The following is a 20,122-nucleotide window of genomic DNA, read 5'->3' on the forward strand; positions in this document are numbered from 1 at the left end:
GCGTTGAAGCTAGCGAGGGTCAGGTAATACGTCGGATGCTTTCGGCAATTTCTTCAGGCTCGAAGACGCGCTTCCAGTCATCGCGCATCAGCTGTGGTTTGCCATTCTCAATGGCTTTATTGCAGGCATCGGAGAAAACGCCGGGCTGCTCATCGAAAATGACCGCTGCCAGAATATTCATATGGCCAAGCAAAAAGTCGCGTGCGCACTCTTGGTCAACGCCGCGGGCGACGACTTCATCCATTGCTTCGCGCATTACCACCAGCAGCGTGGCGCATACGGTTTCAGAAAGGCCGGGCTCCAGCAGCGCCATCTGCTCAACCGATACTCGATGAGAACGAACCACCGGCGCATAAATGGTTTTAGCGATTGCTTCGCCTAATGCATAAAACTCTTCAGTCCCCTGCATCAGGGCATTGACGATGTGCTGCTTAGCCTTGGCGCCGCCAAAGTAGTCGCGTTTGGCATCTAGTTCCGTTTCATCATTGAAGATCGGTGGGTGGCAAGGATGCGTCACGAAGTAGACCAAATCGTCCCGGCTGGGGAGGTGGCCAGCAAAAGGAGCCGCGGCATCCAGTGTGATTACCATGGTACCGCTGGCCATCAGTGGTGATAGCTCTTCAGCGACCCGCCCCACTAAGGTATCGGGAACCGCGAGTATCACCACTTGAGCGTCAGGTACCGCCTGCTTGGCATCTACGCAGCTAATCCCCAGGCCTTCCGAGAGGCACTGGCGGCCTGCGTCACTCAATTCAACGTGGCTGACGGTATAATCTGACTGTTTCAAGTTGCTCGACAGGCGGTAACCCATTTTTCCGCCAGCGCCGATAAGGGCAATGTTGGTCATAGCAGACTCCCATGAAGATGTTGTACGGCGTTAGCCATGGGTTGCCGAGGGTCTAAAGGGGTGAGATGATTGCTCGACAACTGGTATGATGACATAATATCTATATCAGTATGTCAAATGCTGCTTTGGTCGTATTTAAGTAAAATTTGCTAAATTTATCGAACTGCAGCGCTAGACTGCTGATGCTTAATGGATAACCAAGCCGCTATTTGGCTTGCGAGGAGAAATAGCCGTGCAACCAGCCCCTAAAATTACTCGGCGCAAGCTGTCAGATGAGGTGTTTGATCGTTTGTATAAAATGATTGAGGCGGGCCAGTACAAGCCTGGAGATACACTGCCCTCTGAGCGCGAGCTGATGGATAGCTATGGTGTGGGAAGGCCGGCCATTCGAGAGGCGATGCAAACACTCGAACGTATCGGGCTGGTTGAAATAAATCATGGCCAGAGACCTAAAGTGCTGCAGCCGACGGCGGTGGGGTTGATGTCGCAGATCGATTTAACTGCTCGTCATATGCTGGCTAGCTCGTCACAGTCGCTTGAGCAACTCAAAGAGGCGCGCACATTCTTTGAGTTGGGGATGGTGGAAAAGGCGACAGGTCAGGCTTCTGTGACAGACATTGCTCACTTGAGGGAGTTGTTAGAGCAACAGCGCGGGCATTTAAATAAAGATGCTCAAGCCTTTATTGAGGTTGATATGGCCTTTCATACTGCCATCGCTGGGATTACCCGCAATCCCATTTTTATGGCCACCAGCCAAGCCATGCTGGGCTGGCTGGCACGTTTTCATGCGAGTTTGCTGCACTGGGAGGGAAATGAAGATATTACTCTGCTGGAGCATGCCAAAATTATTGACTGTATTGAGCAGGGCGATAAGGAGGCTGCTGTAGAGGAAATGCGCAAGCACTTAGAGCGCGCACGCCTGCTCTATAGTTTGAATAGCTAACCCGACAGCGAAAGAAAAAACAGAATTAGTGGCGGGGAGAGTAGCGAGAGAATAAACCCACTGACCACGGCGATAGGCACACAGGCCACGCCGCCGTGCTGTTGAATGACAGGAAGAGTGAAGTCCATGGAGGTGGCGCCGCCGTAGCCAATCGCCAGCGCGGTGTGGCGGTGAATCACTAGCGGGATTAGAATAAACGCCAGCAACTCACGGGTGAGGTCGTTAAAAAACGCCACACCGCCCATTAGCGGACCAAGCTGATCGCCGATCAAGATGGCGGAAAGTGAGTACCAGCCAAAGCCAGATGCCATCGCTAGGCCTTCGTTCCAGCTTAGCGAGAGCAGCGGGGCGGCGGCCAAGCCTGCCAACAGAGAACTGATTGCCAGCGTCACTGCAATGGCGAGCCCCAAACGGTTGAGCAAAATTTGCTTGAGTGGCATGCCGGAGTTGCGCAGTTGGCAGCCAATCAGTGCCAGTAGAAGATAGAGCACCCATTCGGCGAGCCAGTCTGCCGTGGTGAAAAGTGCTTCTCCAACCATAGGGCCAAGCAGTAGCCCGAGCATGACGCCGGCTGCCACCACACCCACCAGCAGCAGCGAACCCTGCATGGCGGCTAGCTTGCTAGTAGGGGCACCTTTAACCACCGGAGAGCCACCCGCGCTTAAACGCACCTGCCGAGAAAGCCACCACAGCGCGGCTAAGTTAAACAGCGTGGTAATGCTAAACAGTAGCAAGGCATTGCCACCCAAGCGGGAGAGCTGACTAGTCAGGTTTTCAAGCCCGGCAAGGCTGATACCCATAAACAGTAGGATCAAATAGACCGAGCTATTAACCGCATGGTTGATCAGGTTTTGTAAACCCTTGGCGCGGATGCGAACCAAGTAGCCGAGTAAAAGCGGTAGTAGAACAATTAATAGACCCGAAAGCATTTAGGGCGTCGCGCCCCCATCTGGTTGGAATTGAGTCAAGGTCAACTGCGTTTCGCGGCGCCCCTCTTTTTGGTAAACCGCGGAGAGAATCAGGCCGGGCCAGTCAGGGTGAAAGCTAATGGTTAGCAGGCGGTCGGGCTTCTCGATATCAATGAGCGACACGTTCAGTGCTTCGAACTCTCCAGCGGGAACCTCAATGCTGCCTGGGGCATTAACATAATATTGGAAGTGCTCATCGCGGCCTTTTTGGTCGACAAATTCAATTGCGCAGGGGGCACTCTCGGTGCAATTTTCGTGTCCCGCCCTGCGGGAGAGGTCAAATAGCGCCGATTGGCGATCTAAAGTGGGAATCTCACTTTCGTTTAACTGGTAACTATCACCCACGCCCAGCACCGAATAGCTGCTGCTAAACAGCAGTGCATTAGTCTCATCGCCATTGAGCGAAAAGCGGCTGAGCTCCTGGCCGCGCGCTACGGTAATGGAAAAGCGCATATCGCTTAGCCAGTGGCTACCCTCTTTTGCAAGGCGGTGGGTGATGGAAGCCCCCGGCCAACCGCGAACCTCAAGACGGTACTGTGCTTCAAAGGGCCGAGGGGCTTTGAACGTTTCTGCGGCTAACGCCATGCCACTCCAACAGCAGACGGTGAGACTTAACCCCACCCGTGCCAGCAAGCGACCAGACAGTCGTGCGAAAATATTGACCAAGGGCCCTTCCTCCATTAGCGGTATCTTCCTAAGAGCCTTTAGCCAGTGCTTGGTTCCCAGCACACTAGTATAGCCGCAGAGGGGAGTGGCGTCAGTAACCTGCCTCAGGGTTGATGGTGGCAAGTTTGTCGCCCGATTCAAAGGCATGCAAATAGGAGATGACCTGGTCGATGGCATCGTTAAGCGGAGTGGGCGCCGCCATATGCGGTGTGACGATTACCCTGGGGTGTTGCCATAGCGGATTGTCAGTGGGCAGCGGCTCTTCATGGAATACATCCAGCAGCGCGCCGCGTAAGTGCCCCGGCTGGTTACTACTGCCCAGTGCTGCTAATAGCGCCTGCTCATCAATCAAGCTACCCCGGCCTGGGTTAATCACGCTGGCCCCTGGGGGCAGTTGGTTCAGCCGCTCGGCGTTAAGAATGTGTTGAGTGGCGGCCGTGTCGGGGAGAATAGTGACAAGGCTCTGGACCTGACCGAGCAGCTCTGTTAGCCCATCGTCGCCGTGAAAACAGCGCACCCCACTGATCTGCTTGGGTGAACGGCTCCAGCCCAGCACCGGGAAGCCCGCTTGCTGCAAGGCGCTGGCGACAGAGCTGCCAATAGCGCCCAGGCCTAACACGCCCACTGGCCACTGGGACTTTTCCACCACTTCTTGCGGTTGCCAAGTGGCGCTTTGTTGCTGTTCTGCGTAACGATCCATGCTGCGGTAGAAGTGCAGCACGCCATAGAGGACGTAATCGGCCATCAATTCGCCCATGCCTGCGTCGCGCAATTTCACAATTGGCACATCGCTGGGCAGCCCTGGGGTTTTGAGTAGGTAATCCACTCCAGCGCCCAAATTGATGATGCCTTTTAGCTGAGTCTGCTCTTGCAGCAAATGCGCGGGAGCTTTCCAAATAGCGAGATAGTCAGCACCTTTACGCTCATCCTCTGGCGCCTCGCTGGTCAGCACGGTGGCGTGGGGCAAGGCTTCCGCAAGCGCCGCTTGCCACTGCGCAGCCTCATCAATATGCACGACAATTTTCATCCCGTTCCCCTCTTGCTAAAAATGTTATCACTGCAGGTTATCATGGTGAGCGCTAAAGGCAGTTGTAAGCTTGCTTAGTGCAAATAACGATGCCGTATGCACTTTTTGTCATAAAGCCTTTGACCGCTGACCAAGGGTCGGTGCTAGTATCGGCTTAAGACGACATTGGCGGGCCTGCTGCAGCGGCAGCAGCAGATGCAACCCCGACGCCTGATCGGTGGTGGCCAGGTCGATCCTGTGGCCCAGCGTTGCATGCCTATAGTGGGCAGTGCGCTGGTTCTTGGTGATCTTTAATGGCGAGTTGCCCGATGACTCAGGTTTCCCTGCCTTTCACGCGCGAAGAGTACGCTACCCGCCTGTGGAAAGTGCGTGCTGAAATGGCCAGTCGTGGCATTGACGTATTGATCGTCAGTGACCCTTCCAATATGGCTTGGCTGACCGGCTACGACGGTTGGTCGTTTTATGTGCATCAGTGTGTGCTGGTGGGCCTTGAAGGCGAGCCGGTATGGTTCGGGCGGCGCATGGATGCTAACGGTGCGCTGCGCACCTGCTGGATCGATCCTGACAATATTACCTACTACCCGGATTACTACGTGCAAAATCCGGATATGCACCCGATGGAGTATCTGGCTCAGTCGATCATGCCTGATCGCGGCTGGCATCTGGGCGTGGTGGGTATGGAGATGGATAACTACTACTTCTCCGCCAAGGCCTATCTAAGCCTGCTGCGTGAGCTGCCCCATGCGCGCTTTATGGATGCCAATTCACTGGTGAACTGGTGTCGGGCGATAAAGTCGCCCCAAGAAGTCGAGTACATGCGCATTGCCGCCAAAATTGTGGAAGGCATGCACACGCGTATCCTGGAGGTGATTGAGCCGGGTTTGCCCAAGAGTAAGCTGGTGTCGGAGATTTATCGCGTGGGTATCGAAGGCTTTGTGGATGAGAACGGCAAAGTCTTTGGTGGTGACTATCCCGCCATTGTGCCCATGCTGCCCACCGGCAAAGACGCTGCGGCGCCGCATCTGACCTGGGACGACACGCCGTTTCGCAAAGGCGAAGGCACCTTCTTTGAGATTGCCGGGGTGTTTAAACGTTACCACGCGCCGATGTCTCGTACCGTATTTCTGGGCACACCGCCAACGGATTTTATTCGCGCTGAATCTGCTCTTTTAGAAGGCATCGAAAGCGGCTTGGCGGTGGCCAAGCCGGGGAATCGCACGGCGGATATTGCTATGGCGCTGGGTGCCGCCATGGATAAATACGGCTTTGACCGCGGCGGCGCCCGCTGTGGTTACCCCATCGGTATTTCGTACCCGCCCGACTGGGGTGAGCGCACCATGAGTCTGCGTCCCTCGGATGACACTGTTTTACAGCCCGGCATGACGTTCCACTTTATGCCGGGGCTATGGGAAGAGAATTGGGGCCTGGAAATTACCGAGAGTATTTTAATTACCGATGATGGCTGCGAAACCCTGGCCAACTTTCCCCGCCAGCTGTTTGTGAAGTAGTGGCTAATGTGTGAAATAGTGGCTAAATAGTAGCGGTTAAATAAAGGAATTTTTTCATGACGATGCGACCTAGTCCGATTTCCGCCACTGTCGATTTTGACGCCGATGGTATACAGCACGGTTTTTTTAAGCTGCCGATCTCCACCGACGAGTCTGCCTGGGGGGCGGTGATGATCCCCGTGACCGTGGTTAAAAACGGTGAAGGCCCCACGGCGCTTTTGACCGGCGGCAATCACGGCGATGAGTACGAAGGCATTACCTCATTGCTGAAGCTCTCCTCGACGCTGAAGGCTGAAGATGTGACGGGCCGGGTGATTATCGTGCCATGCATGAACACCCCAGCGGTGATGGCGGGCAAGCGCACCTCGCCGATGGATAAGGGCAATCTAAATCGCAGCTTTCCCGGTGACCCCAACGGTAGCGTCACGCCGCAAATTGCCGACTACTTCACCCGCGTGCTGGTGCCGATGAGTGATGTAGTGCTCGACCTACACTCCGGTGGCCGCACGCTGGACATTCTGCCCTTCGGCGCCTCCCACGTACTGGATAACAAAGCGCAACAGCAGGCAGCTCTGGAAGGCGCCAAAGCTTTTGGTGCCCCCTACGCCATGGTGATGTTCGAGCTGGACGCGGAAAAACTCTTCGACACCGCCTGCGAGCGCCAGGGCAAGGTATTTGTCGCTACCGAGCTTGGCGGCGGTGGCACCTCGACGCCCCAGAGTATCGCCATTGCCGAACGCGGCGTGCGTAACTTCTTAATCCACTACGGTCTGGTAGAAGGCGAAGTGGAAATGCCCGCAGGCGGGCAGCTGTATCTCGATATGCCCGACGCCAGCTGCTACGTGCAGAGCCAGCACTCGGGTGTATTAGAGCTGTTAGTGGCGTTAGGTGATGAGGTGGCAAAAGGCCAAACCATCGCCTACGTGTACGACATGACCCGCAGTGGCACCGAACCGGTCGCTTACAAAGCGGAGCGCGATGGCATCCTGATGGCCCGCCGCGCGCCTTCGTTAATCAATATGGGGGACACCCTGGCGGTGATAGCCGATGTTGTTGAACGCCTGGAGGCGTAACGTCCGGCATGATGAAACTTGACCGTTACGATCTAAAAATTCTCGACATCCTCTCCCGCGATGGGCGGATCACCAAGTCGAAGCTGGCCGAGGCGATCAACCTCTCGGTCAGCCCCTGCTGGGAGCGGGTAAAACGACTGGAAAAAGCCGGTGTTATCCAGGGCTACAGCGCGCGCATCAACACGGAGGTACTGGTGCCCCGTAACCCTGTGTGGGTGCAGATCGAGCTTAAACAGCACAACGCTGAAAGCTTCACCCGCTTTGAAGCTCTGGTGATGCAAACCCCGGAAGTTACCGAGTGCGTTGCAGTAGGTGGCGGGGTAGATTACCTGGTGAAGTTTGAAGCTCGCACCATTGATAGCTACCAGCGGTTGATAGATAAATGGCTGGTGTCTGACGCGGGCATCGAGCGTTACTTCACCTATATCGTGACTAAAAGTGTCAAATCTCCAGAGCTAGGCTTATCAACGGATGATATTGATTTAGGTTAGCCAGGGCTAAGCGCCAAATGATAGTGCTTTCTCCAGCCGCGCCTTCGTTCAACATAAAACTTAGCGCCGGGAGATTGCTCTCTTATACTGGAAATAGTACAATGAATCTGTAACTGTTGCGATTTTTAAAGCCAGTGCAACGCTGGTTAAGTTGTAACAGTCATGTACTAGTGTGGTACAGATACTCCCCTGAAATCTTCCGGGTCTTATCTTTGCTTATCTTGATTTATTAAGTTGCTAGCAAGCAATTTGATTGACTGATAAACGGAGAAGCCCTACGTGATATTAAAACTTTCGATACTTTCAATATCCTTGATAACCGTGATGGCAGGCGCGATGATTGCGCCCGCGGTTGCAAAGATTGGTCTCGCCTTTCCTGATGCTACTAACTTCGAGATTAATCTTCTCACCTCGCTACATGCCGGTTTAGTGGTTCCTTTCTCATTCGTATCGGGATATCTGACAAAGCGGTTTGCCAAAAAGTCGATACTTATTGTGTCTCTCATTATGTACCTTGTCGGCGGTATAGGCGGTTTTTTATCGCCTAGCATGGAGTTTATGCTGGTGACCCGCGTAATACTAGGGATTGCTATTGGTTTAATGATTCCTTTGTCGATTACCCTGATTTCCGATTACTATGAAGGAGAGGAAAGAACTAAGACGTTAGGTCTGCAGAGCGCTGCGACTAACCTGGGTGGTATTATTGCTATTGTAGTGTCAGGCATTTTAGCAATGATAAGCTGGCGCTACTCCTTCCTCGCCTATGCTATCGCGTTTCTGGCACTGTTTATGGTGATTTTCTTCCTACCTAAAAAGACACCACAACAAGCGCAAGGTAATGGTAATGAAGAAGCAAGTAGTTTTGATGGCCGGGTTTTCCTACTGACTATTTATATGATCCTGACCTTCGTGGTTTTCTACGGTATTCCTTCGAATATGGCGCTTTTCCTAAGCGAGCTGGACATCACTAATACTGTCGTCAACGGAGTCATTATTGCAGTGTGTTCGGTAGGTGGTTTCTTTGGTGGTATGTCCGTTGCCTTCTTTCGTCGGTTATTAAAATCATTTTTTGTGCCCTTGCAAGTGGTTTATATGGCTATTGGCTTCTCAATGATCGCCTTCTTAAACCAATATATTGCGTTTTTAGGATTAGGGGTTTTAATACTTGGTTTTGGGTATGGCAGTACAGTACCTGTTATTTTTGATAGTGCTACTAAGATCACTTCTGGCACTGGTCGTGCAATGGCAACAGCATTGTTGGTTAGTAGTATTTACCTTGGTCAGTTTATTTCGCCGCTTACTTTAGGTGAAATTTCCCATTGGTTTGGTGATGGTAGCGTTTACTTCTCTTATGTGGTGATGGCACTAGCGCTGGTATTTGTGGCGATCCTATTAATAGCAGAACGTGCGCTGCACTTTACAGGTATTAAAAAATGGCTGTCTCGTAGCAGTGCTAATCATGCATTGATTGAAGTGAAGAAAACAAACGTTGAGCTACAGGAGCGTGTCGATATGCTGTCTCAACAGATCGAAGATGTTCAAGCTCAACAGGTACGAGACAGCCGAGAACAACTTAAAATTTTAAAGAAATTAGATCGTTATAATGCAGGTGGCAACTACTCTTCTAATTCTAATAATTAATTTTATATTTGAGGTGAAAGTGATGACAAAATATATTGTAGCTTGTGTTGATGGTTCACCTACGACATCAGCTGTGTGTGATATGGCAGCTTGGACAAGTAAGCGGTTGGCAACTCCGTTGGCTTTATTAAATGTTCTTGAGCGAAATGAAGCTAATCAGGAGGCATCGCAAAATAGTGAACTCAGGGAGAAAATGGAAAATCTTGATTTGCAACGTGCCGAATTACAGCTTGAGCATGCAAAGGAAATAATGAAAAAAGCCACAGAAAGGATTAAAAATCATGATGTTGAGCCTGCTTCTCAGTATATCGAGGAGAGGGGGTTAGTCGATGCGCTCGATGATCTTGATGATGAAATCCGATTGGTCATTGTGGGGAAAAATGGTAATAGCTCGCTCAAAAGCCATTTGGGTAGCCATCTGGAAAAAACGATTCGAGTGGTGCATCGGCCTCTTTTGGTTGTCCAGGAAGCGTTTGAAGTACCCAAGCGCGTTATGTTGGCATTTGATGGCAGGGTGAGTACTGTGAAAGGGGTAAGGCTGATTGCTGAAAGCCCGCTCTTCTCTGGCATTCCCTGTGATGTTGTAATGGTGGGCGGGCACACTGATGAACATAAAGAACAGATGCAGTGGGCCGTTAATCTGCTACAAGAAAATGATATTCCTGCTGAATCATTTTTGCTCAAGAATGATGCGCATATCAGTGATGCACTGATTGACCATATTCAATCGCGTGATATAGGTCTGCTGGCAATGGGGGCTTACGGCCATACGCGGCTGCGTCAGTGGCTAGTTGGCAGTACTACGACTAATGTGATGCTCAAGTCACAGTGTGCCATGTTGATTTTACGCTAAGCATTTAACGCTTCACCAAAAAAAACCACTGCTAAACGCCCGCTGACAAAAAAAGTCGTGGGATAAGTCTCGGTTTTCAAAAACACTTCGTGGTTCTTCTCCGTTAACCTGAGTGCATTCGATGGCAAGGCTAATGAGCGCTTGCTGACTATGCCACACAGTTTCTGCAGCGTGACTGCATGCTAGGAGAGGTTCCCATGACCACACTATCGACCACGCTCGCCAAGCGCTTGGAAGATCCGCGCCTGTTCCGGCAGTACGCCTACGTGAACGGCAAGTGGACCCACGGGGAAGGCGGTCGCGAAGAAGCGGTTTATGATCCCGCCACCAATGAAGCCATTGGCCATATCCCGCTATTGGAAGCCGAGCAGATTACCGCTGCGGTCGATGCGGCTGAAGTCGCTTTTGTTCAGTGGCGGGCGCTGCGCGTCGATGAGCGCTGCGAGCGTTTGCTGGCGTGGTACGACCTGATTCAAGCCAACCGTGAAGACCTGGCTACCATTATGACACTGGAGCAGGGCAAGCCGTTGCCCGACGCCCGTGGTGAAGTCGAGTATGGCGCCAGTTTCGTGCGTTGGTTTGCCGAAGAGAGCAAGCGAACCTATGGCGAAACCATTCCCAGCCATATCCCCAATGCATCGCTGGGTACCATAAAAGAGCCGGTCGGCATTGCCGCGATGATTACGCCTTGGAACTTCCCTTTGGCAATGATTACTCGCAAAGCCGCGGCGGCGTTGGCGGCGGGCTGCCCGGTGATTGTCAAACCTGCCAATGAAACGCCTTACTCCGCGCTGGCGCTGGCGGAACTGGCTGAGCGTGCAGGAATTCCGGCGGGTATTTTTAACGTAGTGCTGGGTGATCCGGCGGAAGTCTCGAAAATTCTTTGCGCTGAGTCGCGCATTCGGGCGCTGTCATTCACCGGCTCCACCCGCGTTGGCCGTATTCTGATTGAGCAGAGTGCTAACACCGTCAAGCGGCTCTCCCTGGAATTAGGTGGCAACGCGCCATTTATAGTCGGGCCGGATATGGATCCCAAAGAAGCGGCTTTTGCGGCAATCGACGCCAAATTTCAAACCGCGGGGCAGGACTGTCTAGCAGCTAACCGTATACTGGTGCACGAATCTATCCACGATGAATTCGTCGAGCATTTCAGCGAGCGTATGCTGGCGCTAACCTTGGGCAACGGGTTGCAGAGTGAGATTGATCTTGGCCCGCTGATTCACCGCCAGGCGGTGGAAAAAGCAGCTGCGATTGTTGATGACGCGATTTCTAAAGGCGCCAGCATGGTCGGTGGCGATCAGAGCCAAGCGCCGGGCGAAAACTTCTTTATGCCGGTGATGCTGACCGGCGTGACACCGCAAATGAAAGTGTGGCGGGAAGAGAACTTCGCCCCGGTGGCCGGTATCACTGCCTATAGTACCGATGACGAAGTGATTGAAATGGCCAATGACACCGAGTACGGCCTAGCCGCGTATATCTACACCCACGATATCCGCCGCATCTGGAAACTAATGCGGGCACTCGAGTACGGCATGGTCAGCGTTAACTCAGTGAAGATGACCGGGCCGCCGGTGCCGTTTGGTGGCGTGAAGCAATCAGGCCTTGGTCGTGAGGGCGGCGCCACGGGCATCGATGAATACCTGGAAACGAAGTATTACTGCCTCGGCGCGCTGGGTTCCGTCTCTGGCAGCTAGCGGCGCGTTGCGACCCAGCCGTAAGCAAATATTTAAAATGCCCTCCCCAAGGCTGGGGAGGTTTACTATATAGAGAGAACGCTATGAGCTTGCATCAGGATTTGATCGAACGCGACCGTAAAGTCACTTTTCACGCCTCTACCCACTTGCGCGATTTCGCCCAGGGCGATTCGCCGGGCCGCGTGATTACCGGCGGTAAAGGCATCAATATCGTCGATAAAGATGGCCGTGAGTTTATTGACGGCTTTGCCGGACTTTACTGCGTCAACATTGGCTACGGTCGCACCGAAGTCGCTGAAGCGATCTACAAGCAAGCGTTAGAGCTCTCTTACTACCACACCTATGTGGGTCATTCTAACGAGCCGCAGATCGAGCTTTCCGAGCGCATCCTAAAAATCGCCGGGATGAACATGTCCAAGGTGTACTACGGTATGTCTGGCTCGGATGCCAACGAAACCCAGCTCAAGATCGTGCGCTACTACAACAACGTGCTGGGTCGCCCGCAGAAGAAAAAAGTCATCTCGCGCATGCGCGGCTACCACGGCTCGGGCATCGCCTCGGGCTCGCTGACCGGCCTGAAAGCGTTTCACGACCATTTCGATCTGCCGATTGACACCATTCGCCATACCGAAGCGCCACACTACTACCTGCGCGCCGCCGAGCAGCACGGTATGACCGAACTTGAATTCTCCGCTTACTGCGCCGAGAAGCTGGAAGCCATGATTCTGGAAGAGGGCCCGGATACCGTGGCCGCCTTTATCGGCGAGCCGGTATTGGGTACTGGCGGTATCGTACCGCCGCCGGAAGGCTACTGGGATGCGATCCAAGCCGTGCTGGCCAAGTACGATGTGCTGCTGATTGCCGATGAAGTGGTGTGTGGCTTTGGCCGTACCGGCTCTGACTTCGGCAGCCACCACTACAATATGAAGCCTGACCTGGTCACTATCGCCAAAGGTCTCACCAGCGCCTATCAGCCGCTTTCCGGCGTGATTGTTGGTGAGAAAGTCTGGCAGGTGCTTGAACAGGGCACCGGCGAGTATGGCCCGATCGGCCACGGTTGGACTTACTCTGGTCACGCGTTGGGTTGTGCGGCGGGCCTTGCCAACCTGGATATCATTGAACGTGAAAACCTGGTGGGCAACGCGGCCGAAACCGGCAGTTACTTCCAGCAGCAGCTAAAGGCCAACTTCGAAGGTCACCCGCTGCTAGGCGACGTGCGCGGTGTTGGCCTGATGGCAGCGCTGGAGTTCTCGCCGGATGCCAAGCAGCGCCTGCACTTCGATCCGGCGCTCAAAGTGGGCCCCCGCGTGGCCGCTGCCGCCATGGAAGAGAACCTGATTGCCCGCGCCATGCCTCAGGGCGGTATTCTTGGTTTCGCACCGCCGCTGACCATCAACCGTGATGAAGTGGACGAGATGATTGGCCGTGCCAAGCGGGCAATCGATCGGGTGACTGACGAACTAGTGCGCTCTGGTGACCTGAAAAGCGGTGAAAAAGAGGCCGCGTTTACGGTTTGATCGTTTGACGTAGCCTTTTAAGCGCCGCTGCCCATGCAGCGGCGTTTTTGATATTGAAGGCGTCGTCTATGCTAAGTACTGGGATTAAGTACTGGGATTAACTACTTGGGCTGAATACAGGCCACAATCAATGGAAAGTTAAGGAGTAGCCAACGATGCAACCGGTCTTAGCCTTCGATGTATACGGTACGCTGATTGATACCCAAGGCGTTACCGTGGAGCTGGAGCGACGCCTAACGGATGCGTCCAAAGCAGGTGAATTCGCCCGCCGCTGGCGCGATAAACAGCTGGAATACAGCTTTCGTCGTGGCTTGATGGGGGCTTACGTGCCGTTTTCGGAGTGTACCCGCGAAGCGCTGGTGTTTATTGACCGCGCGCTGCAAGCCGGTCTTTCAGATAACGACCACGACCACCTGATGGCGGTTTATGGTGAGCTACCTGCTTTTGACGATGTAGTACCTGCGCTTGATCAGCTTCGCGATGCGGGTATACGCTGCGTGGCATTTTCGAACGGCACCGCCGACGCCGTGTCCAAATTGCTGACACGCGCAGGCGTTGAGAGTCATATGGACGACGTGGTCAGCGCCGATGAGGTAAAACGCTTTAAGCCAGACCCGGCGGTGTATGCTCATCTGCGTAGCCGCTTAGAAACACGCCCCGAGTACACATGGCTGGTGTCCAGCAATCCCTTTGATGTGATTGGCGCTACCCATGCAGGCCTACGCAGTGCCTGGGTGCGGCGTAGCCCTGACGCGCCTTTCGACCCCTGGGGTGTCGAGCCGGATATGACGGTCACTGATCTAGAAGCATTGGCAGAGCGCATCATCCGCTAGGTTGTTAACCTACGTCGACAAGCCTCATAATGACGCACGCTTAACGACCTAGGAGATGACCATGTCAGAAAAGATTTACTGTGTTGCTGGTTTTAAACCCAAGCCGGGCAAAGAAAAAGCAGTGTTCAAAGCCCTCCAAGCGCTCGAGCCAAATACCCACCGTGAAGACGCGTGTATTCACTACACCGTAACCCGGCAGATCGACAATCCTTTTGCTCAAGGCACGAGTTACCCGATTGTTTTTCACGAAATTTGGGCCAGCCGTGAAGAGTTTGAAGCCCACTGCCAGCGCAAAGAGATTCAAGACTTTTTTGCCCAGCACGTTGAGTCGCCGGATGGCGACATTGAAGATGCCAACGTGTGCGTTTATACCGATGAGCCATGGGATTTTGACGCGCCCAAGGTATAAGCTTAAAAGGAGCTAATATGACCGAGAAAAAGATGAACGTCGAAAGCTTTAACCTGGATCACACCAAGGTCAAAGCCCCGTACGTGCGCTTAGCCGACATCAAAGAGGGCCAGAACGGCGACCGTATTCATAAATATGATCTGCGCATCTGCCAGCCCAACAAAGCTCATATGGATATGCCCGCGCTGCACTCCCTTGAGCATTTGATGGCAGAGCTTTCCCGTAACCACACCGATAAAGTGGTCGATATCAGTCCGATGGGCTGCCAAACTGGCTTCTATATCGCGATGATCAACCACGACGACTACGACGGCGTGATCACCATCATCGAACAAACTCTGAACGATGTGCTAGAAGCCACCGAAGTACCTGCCTGCAATGAAATGCAGTGCGGTTGGGCCGCCAGCCACAGCTTGGAAGGTGCCCAGGAACTGGCCCGTAACCTGCTCGCCAAGCGCAGCGAGTGGACTGAAGTATTTGCTTAAGCGTTATGTGAAACTGCTAGCGTAGTCATCAAAACGCCTTCCTTGTGTCAGATATAGCAGGGGAGGCGTTTTTATTGTCTGGGCATTTACGAATGGATAACGCCCACCAACGGTGACATGCTGACACAAGGCACGCATTTTCCAAGGGTGAGGCACCAATATGTTGTTGGACACTTGGCTTTTATACCTAATTGCCTGCATTGGCCTGTCGCTTTCACCCGGGCCTAACGGTCTGCTGGCGCTGACCCACGGCGCCATGCATGGCAGCCGTAAAACCTTGTTTACCATCATCGGCGGCGCGACAGGGTTTATGCTAATTATTGCCCTGTGCATGTTTGGGATTGGGGCGCTGCTTAAGTCGTCGGTGGTATGGCTGACAGTGCTGAAGTGGGTCGGCGGGGGCTATCTTATTTGGCTGGGGATTCAGGTATGGCGCTCACCGCCGATTACTGGCGAGCTTGATATGAAGGCAGGCCAAGCAAGCGGCTGGCAGCTTTATCGCCAAGGCGTACTGGCATCGATTACCAACCCCAAAGTACTGCTGTTTTTCAGCGCTTTTCTATCTCAGTTTATCGACCCGCAACGCAGCTTGATGCTGCAATTTTTCCTGCTGGCTGGCACCTTTGTCGTTATCGAGTGCGTTGTAGAAGGTTTGCTTGCCAATATGGCCAACCGTATTCGTCACTGGTTAAAGCGCGTGGGCCGCGGATTCAACCGCACCTGCGGCGGGATCTTTATCGCCATCGGCACCGCGCTGCCGCTAAGGGCTTGAGGTTGAGAACACGCAATCGGTAAAAGCATCTATATAGAGTGCTCTTCTAATAAGCTCACGCTTCAATCTCCCCTTGCTGATTGGCCTCGTTAATATGCATTGTTGTTAACTAAGCTTTTACGCATATATGTCCTTCAGCTATTTCTACACTTAATTAATTAGCTTGTTAATTAGCTACTTAGCTAAAGTATTAATTACGATTCCCTTATGTAAATATAAATTGTTTTTATTTACATAGTGATTACCTTTTGGTAGTTTTGCCGCAAATAAAACAACACGGCATTCCCTTTAGTGGAACAGCGGTGGAAACGTCTGGGTTGGCTCATCGACGTTAATAAGATTCATCTAAGGGAATAAAAAAGCATGCTAACTATTAAGAAAAAGGCGCTACCCTGCGCGATTGAAACGCTCGCTTCCAAGCCCCGCTATTTCTCGTTTAATCGTAAGCTGCTCGCCGCCAGTGCCTGCATGCTGACCGCGATGAGCGTCAATGCACAGGCGCAATCCGACGATGCCCCAGCGGCGGAGCTGAATACCGTAACGGTAACCGGCTACCGTGGAACCTTTATGGATAGTGTGAAGTATCAGCGGGATGTGCTGGAAACTCCCCGTATCGTTACAGTGCTGACGAGCGATCTACTCGAAGACCAGAACGTTACCGAGTTACGCGATGCGTTACGCAACGTGTCGGGCATCAGCCTGCAGGCCGGGGAGGGCAATCCGCCCGGTGGAGACCAACTGAAGATTCGTGGCTTTAATGCCCGCGACGATATCAATGTGAACGGCTCGCGGGATTTGGGTAATTATTTCCGCGATCCGTTCTACGTTGATCAAATCGAAGTGATTAAAGGGCCTAACTCTGCGTTCTCTGGCCGTGGTTCTGCGGGTGGTACGATTAACTTCGTTACTAAACAGCCTTTGATGGAAGACCGCAACCGTTTGGAAACCTCCGTTGGGTCTGATGAGTTGTTTCGCGTCACCGGTGATTTCAACCGGCGCATCGACGATAACAGCGCGCTGCGTCTGAATGTGATGAGCCACACGCAAGACAATCCTGGCCGGGACGTGGTGGATCAAGAGCGACAGGGTGTTTACGCCGCCTATGTCTGGGGCCTTGAAAGCGATACCCAGGTTGAAGTCGACTTTTTACATACTCGGCAAAACAATACACCCGACCAAGGTATCCCCATTGATCGGGAAGGGTTTAGTGGCGACACCAGTCAGTTGGGCTCCAATGGGCGTACCTCGGGCGGCCAGCGTGCCAGCGACGGCTACTATACGGGAGCATTGCCGCCAGGCATTGATTACAGCGACTATTTTGGCCATGTCGATGACTACCAAGATATCGATGTTAACCAGCTAGGGCTTGCCGTTGAACACCGCTTTAGCGATAGCCTGAGTCTGCGTAACCAACTGCGGGTAAGTCGGGTCGAAAATGATTCATTAACCTCGTCGCCGCGTTTAATTGTTCCTGAAGCAGCCTTTGGCAGCGGTGATTTTTCCCAGGTTCAGGTGCGCGGCGATTTAAAACCACGCGACCAAACGGATACGTCGTTCTTCAACCAAACGGACTTAATCGTCAACTTCGATACAGGCTCGCTGAAGCATGATTTAGTGCTGGGTGCGGAAGTTGGCTATGTCGATATTGAAAACCGTCGCCGCCCCGACGTTAGAGGCCCAGCCACTAATCTTTATAACCCCACACGCCGTACCCGGCCGGAAGTGCCCTATGATGGCACCCGTCACCGCTTGGAGTCTGAGCAGCTTGGCCTTTATGCATTAGATACCATCGCCTTTTCGCCGCAGTGGGATTTACATGCCGGGGTGCGCTGGGATCACGTTGAATCAACCGCGACGGATTACGGCTGGGAAGACCCAATAGGCCCAATTTCGCGTACCGACAGTGAATGGAGCGGTAATCTTGGCCTGGTGTTCAAACCCACCGATAACGGCACGCTGTATGCCTCGGTAGGGACGTCGTTTGATGTCACCGGTACTTTTGACCGAGGTCTTGTCCAGCTTGCCGGGGGTGGCAGCGCCTTAACCGGTAACCGAGAAGACATTGTCGATCTCGATGCTTTCAATACCGACCCCGAGCAAACGGTGGCTTATGAGTTGGGCACCAAGTGGAACGTTGCGGATAACCTGTTAGTCAGCGCGGCACTGTTTCGCACCGATAAAACCAATGCGCGCACCCCCGCTGTGGGTGGCGGTGACCTGCTCAACGTACTGGATGGCGAGCAGCGTGTAGAAGGCTTTGAAATTGGTGCCATGGGTAGCCTGACGCCCGAATGGAAACTATATACTAGCTATACCTTTATGGACTCCGAGGTGCTTAGCTCTAATAACCCATGGGAAGTAGGCTCACGCCTAGGCGGTACGCCTGAGCATACGTTTAACCTGTGGAGCGATTACGCCGTTACCTCTCAGTGGAGCATCGGTGGGGGCATGGAGTACGTCGCTGATCAGGTCAATAACGTCGCGTCTGAGCCGGGAGCACGCCGTCGTCAGGTGGAAATTGATAGCTACACGTTGCTCCATGCGTCGACCGCATACCGCTTTAATGAGGAGCTACAGCTGCGTATTAATGGCTTTAACCTAGCGGATAAAGAGTATATCTCCCAGTTGGCGGAAGGCGGTGCTCAAGGCATCCCCGGGCCGGGCCGTCACGTTATTGCCACGCTACGCTACGACTTTTAAGCATTAGCGTTTAATCAGGTGACATTATGATTGTCAGTTTTGAAAATATTCTGACACCTGAAGAACTGGCGGCGGTGCGCCGCCAGTTGCACAGTGCCGAGTGGGCGCGTGGAATCAGTGCCGGCCCGCAGGCCAAACAGGTGAAAAAGAATTTGCAAATGCCTGAAGGCTCTGAGGTGCTTAGAGAGCTACGCGTACTTGTGATGCGAGCGCTTAACCGTACTCCTGAGCTGATGAGCGCGGTGATGCCGCTTAAGATCATCCCGCCCAACTTTAACCGTTACACCGTTGAAGATAGCCACTACGGCAAACATATCGACAGTACGCTGCGCTCGCTGCCTGATGGCAGCTACCTACGTACCGATGTGTCGGCCACGCTGTTTTTGTCAGAACCGGATGAATACGAAGGCGGTGAGTTAAAAATCATCGACACCTTTGGTGAACAAACGGTGAAATTACCCGCAGGCAGCCTGGTGGCATATCCATCAGGCTCGCTGCATGAAGTCACCCCGGTGACCAAAGGGGAGCGCTTGGGCTGCTACATGTTTATGCAGAGTCTCATCCGCGACACGGAACAGCGCCGACTACTTTATGAGATGGATACATCGCTGCGTAAGCTGCGTGCTCAATATGGCGAGCAGAGCACCGAGCTTGTGCAACTAACAGGTACTTATAATAACTTGGTTAGAATGTGGTCTGAGTGCTGATGTAAAGGTGTTTCCTATTTTGACCATGTGGCCATTACATAGACATGCTGGCTTTGGGGGGATTGTGCTTCAACTCTCGCTGTCTTAGCGCTAAATGATCTATAGTGAAGGTGCTGTAAGTCAAATAAGCTATTAGGGCACCCAATGCCCATTAAGGAGGAAAGCATGTCATTACGTATTAATGCAGTCGTGCCCGATTTCGAAGCGGAAACGAGCCAGGGGCCGATTCGTTTTCACGACTGGATTGGTGATAGCTGGGCGATCCTGTTTTCACATCCTAAAGACTTCACCCCGGTTTGCACGACGGAATTCGGTGCCGTTGCGCAGCTGAGTGCCGAGTGGAAGAAACGCGGTACCAAAGTAATCGGTGTTTCCGTGGATGGCGTTGAAGACCACAAACGCTGGGGCAATGATATCCAAACCGTCAGCGGCAGCGAGGTCGATTTTCCGATCATCGCTGACGACGGCCTAACGGTGTCAAAGCTTTATGACATGCTGCCGGAAGATGCCTACCTGCCTGATGGGCGTACACCGGCAGACAGCGCTACGGTGCGCTCGGTATTTATTATCGGGCCCGATAAGCAGTTGAAGCTTTCCATGACCTACCCAATGACCGTAGGGCGCAACTTTGCGGAAATCCTACGTGCTCTGGATGCGCTGCAAACCACGTCGAAACACGGCGTTGCTACCCCGGCTGATTGGACAATAGGTCAGGACGTGATTATTCCGCCTAGCGTCTCTGACGCGGATGCCAAGCAAAAGTATGGCGATTACGAAACAGTTTTGCCCTACCTGCGTAAGACGCCGCTGCGTTAATCAAGAGTGGTATGAAAAGCGAAAAGCCAGCGCCGATTGAACTGACCCCAATAGTTGGACGGTTGGTTCTCTCAACTAGCTGACATGGCCTGAGTCCTGTATTGCACGGGACTCAGGCCTTTTAGTTTCTGCTTGATCCTCTGATGATTATAGTAATGGATGTAGTCGACGA

At 53.0% G+C, this 20,122-nt stretch carries 20 protein-coding genes; 15 read left to right on the top strand and 5 right to left on the bottom strand.

Going from position 1 to position 20,122, the window contains the following annotated elements; all coding sequences use genetic code 11:
• Window positions 1-19: 19 nt before the first annotated feature.
• Complete coding sequence (locus tag QT230_RS17445; RefSeq protein ID WP_308323431.1) at window positions 20-847, bottom strand: phosphogluconate dehydrogenase C-terminal domain-containing protein; 828 nt, start codon at window positions 845-847, stop codon at window positions 20-22.
• A gap of 232 nt (window positions 848-1,079) precedes the next feature.
• Between QT230_RS17445 and nanR the strand changes: the two genes are divergently transcribed.
• On the top strand, window positions 1,080-1,790 hold the full coding sequence (gene nanR / locus QT230_RS17450) for a transcriptional regulator NanR (protein ID WP_308323432.1): 711 nt from the start codon (window positions 1,080-1,082) through the stop codon (window positions 1,788-1,790).
• Here nanR and QT230_RS17455 read toward each other — a convergent pair.
• The 3 genes from QT230_RS17455 to QT230_RS17465 all read right to left on the bottom strand — a co-directional run bounded on the left by QT230_RS17455 (window position 1,787) and on the right by QT230_RS17465 (window position 4,451).
• A complete protein-coding gene (locus QT230_RS17455; RefSeq protein WP_308323433.1) occupies window positions 1,787-2,719 on the bottom strand; it encodes a lysine exporter LysO family protein in 933 nt (310 codons plus the stop codon). The genes nanR and QT230_RS17455 overlap by 4 nt on opposite strands.
• On the bottom strand, window positions 2,720-3,439 hold the full coding sequence (locus tag QT230_RS17460; protein WP_308323434.1) for a hypothetical protein: 720 nt from the start codon (window positions 3,437-3,439) through the stop codon (window positions 2,720-2,722).
• A 76-nt stretch (window positions 3,440-3,515) separates the two neighbouring features.
• A complete protein-coding gene (locus QT230_RS17465; protein ID WP_308323435.1) occupies window positions 3,516-4,451 on the bottom strand; it encodes a glyoxylate/hydroxypyruvate reductase A in 936 nt (311 codons plus the stop codon).
• Between the two features lie 308 nt (window positions 4,452-4,759).
• On the opposite strand from QT230_RS17465, the gene doeA reads away from it, so the two are divergent.
• The 14 genes from doeA (at window position 4,760) to QT230_RS17535 (ending at window position 19,950) form a co-directional block, all read left to right on the top strand.
• Entirely contained in the window at window positions 4,760-5,959 is a 1,200-nt protein-coding gene (doeA, locus tag QT230_RS17470; RefSeq protein WP_308323436.1) for an ectoine hydrolase DoeA, read from the top strand.
• A gap of 56 nt (window positions 5,960-6,015) precedes the next feature.
• Window positions 6,016-7,032, top strand: a complete 1,017-nt coding sequence (gene doeB / locus QT230_RS17475) for a N(2)-acetyl-L-2,4-diaminobutanoate deacetylase DoeB (RefSeq protein WP_308323437.1) — start codon at window positions 6,016-6,018, stop codon at window positions 7,030-7,032.
• Window positions 7,033-7,040: 8 nt separating this feature from the next.
• A complete protein-coding gene (locus QT230_RS17480; protein ID WP_308323438.1) occupies window positions 7,041-7,523 on the top strand; it encodes an Lrp/AsnC family transcriptional regulator in 483 nt (160 codons plus the stop codon).
• Window positions 7,524-7,802: 279 nt separating this feature from the next.
• Window positions 7,803-9,164: an MFS transporter gene (locus tag QT230_RS17485; RefSeq protein WP_308323439.1), complete on the top strand. Its 1,362-nt coding sequence runs from the start codon at window positions 7,803-7,805 to the stop codon at window positions 9,162-9,164.
• A 22-nt stretch (window positions 9,165-9,186) separates the two neighbouring features.
• Window positions 9,187-10,017: a universal stress protein gene (locus tag QT230_RS17490; RefSeq protein WP_308323440.1), complete on the top strand. Its 831-nt coding sequence runs from the start codon at window positions 9,187-9,189 to the stop codon at window positions 10,015-10,017.
• A gap of 197 nt (window positions 10,018-10,214) precedes the next feature.
• Window positions 10,215-11,711 carry an NAD-dependent succinate-semialdehyde dehydrogenase gene (locus tag QT230_RS17495; protein WP_308323441.1) on the top strand — a complete coding sequence of 499 codons (1,497 nt, stop codon included), beginning with the start codon at window positions 10,215-10,217 and terminating at the stop codon, window positions 11,709-11,711.
• A gap of 83 nt (window positions 11,712-11,794) precedes the next feature.
• Entirely contained in the window at window positions 11,795-13,228 is a 1,434-nt protein-coding gene (locus tag QT230_RS17500) for an aspartate aminotransferase family protein (RefSeq protein WP_308323442.1), read from the top strand.
• A 155-nt stretch (window positions 13,229-13,383) separates the two neighbouring features.
• Window positions 13,384-14,061: a haloacid dehalogenase type II gene (locus tag QT230_RS17505; RefSeq protein WP_308323443.1), complete on the top strand. Its 678-nt coding sequence runs from the start codon at window positions 13,384-13,386 to the stop codon at window positions 14,059-14,061.
• Window positions 14,062-14,122: 61 nt separating this feature from the next.
• Window positions 14,123-14,470 (top strand): antibiotic biosynthesis monooxygenase, encoded by a 348-nt coding sequence (locus tag QT230_RS17510; protein WP_308323444.1) that lies wholly within the window; start codon window positions 14,123-14,125, stop codon window positions 14,468-14,470.
• A 17-nt stretch (window positions 14,471-14,487) separates the two neighbouring features.
• On the top strand, window positions 14,488-14,955 hold the full coding sequence (locus tag QT230_RS17515; protein WP_308323445.1) for an S-ribosylhomocysteine lyase: 468 nt from the start codon (window positions 14,488-14,490) through the stop codon (window positions 14,953-14,955).
• Between the two features lie 160 nt (window positions 14,956-15,115).
• Entirely contained in the window at window positions 15,116-15,727 is a 612-nt protein-coding gene (locus tag QT230_RS17520) for a LysE family transporter (RefSeq protein WP_308323446.1), read from the top strand.
• 363 nt (window positions 15,728-16,090) lie between these two features.
• Window positions 16,091-18,427, top strand: a complete 2,337-nt coding sequence (locus tag QT230_RS17525; RefSeq protein ID WP_215092041.1) for a TonB-dependent siderophore receptor — start codon at window positions 16,091-16,093, stop codon at window positions 18,425-18,427.
• Window positions 18,428-18,453: 26 nt separating this feature from the next.
• Window positions 18,454-19,134 carry a Fe2+-dependent dioxygenase gene (locus QT230_RS17530; RefSeq protein ID WP_308323447.1) on the top strand — a complete coding sequence of 227 codons (681 nt, stop codon included), beginning with the start codon at window positions 18,454-18,456 and terminating at the stop codon, window positions 19,132-19,134.
• Window positions 19,135-19,299: 165 nt separating this feature from the next.
• A complete protein-coding gene (locus QT230_RS17535) occupies window positions 19,300-19,950 on the top strand; it encodes a peroxiredoxin (protein WP_064234298.1) in 651 nt (216 codons plus the stop codon).
• Window positions 19,951-20,021: 71 nt separating this feature from the next.
• Here the strand turns inward: QT230_RS17535 and QT230_RS17540 are convergent.
• Window positions 20,022-20,122, bottom strand: a 101-nt coding sequence (locus QT230_RS17540) for an IS3 family transposase (RefSeq protein ID WP_308323452.1), incomplete at its 5' end; no start/stop codon positions are given.

Source organism: Halomonas sp. SpR8 (assembly GCF_031010195.1).
Classification (GTDB): domain Bacteria; phylum Pseudomonadota; class Gammaproteobacteria; order Pseudomonadales; family Halomonadaceae; genus Vreelandella.

Bases quoted from the DNA above. Each gene is read 5' to 3' on its own strand.
- QT230_RS17445 (WP_308323431.1), bottom strand. From the start codon at position 847: ATGACCAACATTGCCCTTATCGGCGCTGGCGGAAAAATGGGTTACCGC.
- QT230_RS17455 (WP_308323433.1), bottom strand. From the start codon at position 2,719: ATGCTTTCGGGTCTATTAATTGTTCTACTACCGCTTTTACTCGGCTAC.
- QT230_RS17460 (WP_308323434.1), bottom strand. From the start codon at position 3,439: ATGGAGGAAGGGCCCTTGGTCAATATTTTCGCACGACTGTCTGGTCGC.
- QT230_RS17465 (WP_308323435.1), bottom strand. From the start codon at position 4,451: ATGAAAATTGTCGTGCATATTGATGAGGCTGCGCAGTGGCAAGCGGCG.
- doeA (WP_308323436.1), top strand. From the start codon at position 4,760: ATGACTCAGGTTTCCCTGCCTTTCACGCGCGAAGAGTACGCTACCCGC.
- doeB (WP_308323437.1), top strand. From the start codon at position 6,016: ATGACGATGCGACCTAGTCCGATTTCCGCCACTGTCGATTTTGACGCC.
- QT230_RS17480 (WP_308323438.1), top strand. From the start codon at position 7,041: ATGATGAAACTTGACCGTTACGATCTAAAAATTCTCGACATCCTCTCC.
- QT230_RS17490 (WP_308323440.1), top strand. From the start codon at position 9,187: ATGACAAAATATATTGTAGCTTGTGTTGATGGTTCACCTACGACATCA.
- QT230_RS17495 (WP_308323441.1), top strand. From the start codon at position 10,215: ATGACCACACTATCGACCACGCTCGCCAAGCGCTTGGAAGATCCGCGC.
- QT230_RS17500 (WP_308323442.1), top strand. From the start codon at position 11,795: ATGAGCTTGCATCAGGATTTGATCGAACGCGACCGTAAAGTCACTTTT.
- QT230_RS17505 (WP_308323443.1), top strand. From the start codon at position 13,384: ATGCAACCGGTCTTAGCCTTCGATGTATACGGTACGCTGATTGATACC.
- QT230_RS17510 (WP_308323444.1), top strand. From the start codon at position 14,123: ATGTCAGAAAAGATTTACTGTGTTGCTGGTTTTAAACCCAAGCCGGGC.
- QT230_RS17515 (WP_308323445.1), top strand. From the start codon at position 14,488: ATGACCGAGAAAAAGATGAACGTCGAAAGCTTTAACCTGGATCACACC.
- QT230_RS17520 (WP_308323446.1), top strand. From the start codon at position 15,116: ATGTTGTTGGACACTTGGCTTTTATACCTAATTGCCTGCATTGGCCTG.
- QT230_RS17525 (WP_215092041.1), top strand. From the start codon at position 16,091: ATGCTAACTATTAAGAAAAAGGCGCTACCCTGCGCGATTGAAACGCTC.
- QT230_RS17530 (WP_308323447.1), top strand. From the start codon at position 18,454: ATGATTGTCAGTTTTGAAAATATTCTGACACCTGAAGAACTGGCGGCG.
- QT230_RS17535 (WP_064234298.1), top strand. From the start codon at position 19,300: ATGTCATTACGTATTAATGCAGTCGTGCCCGATTTCGAAGCGGAAACG.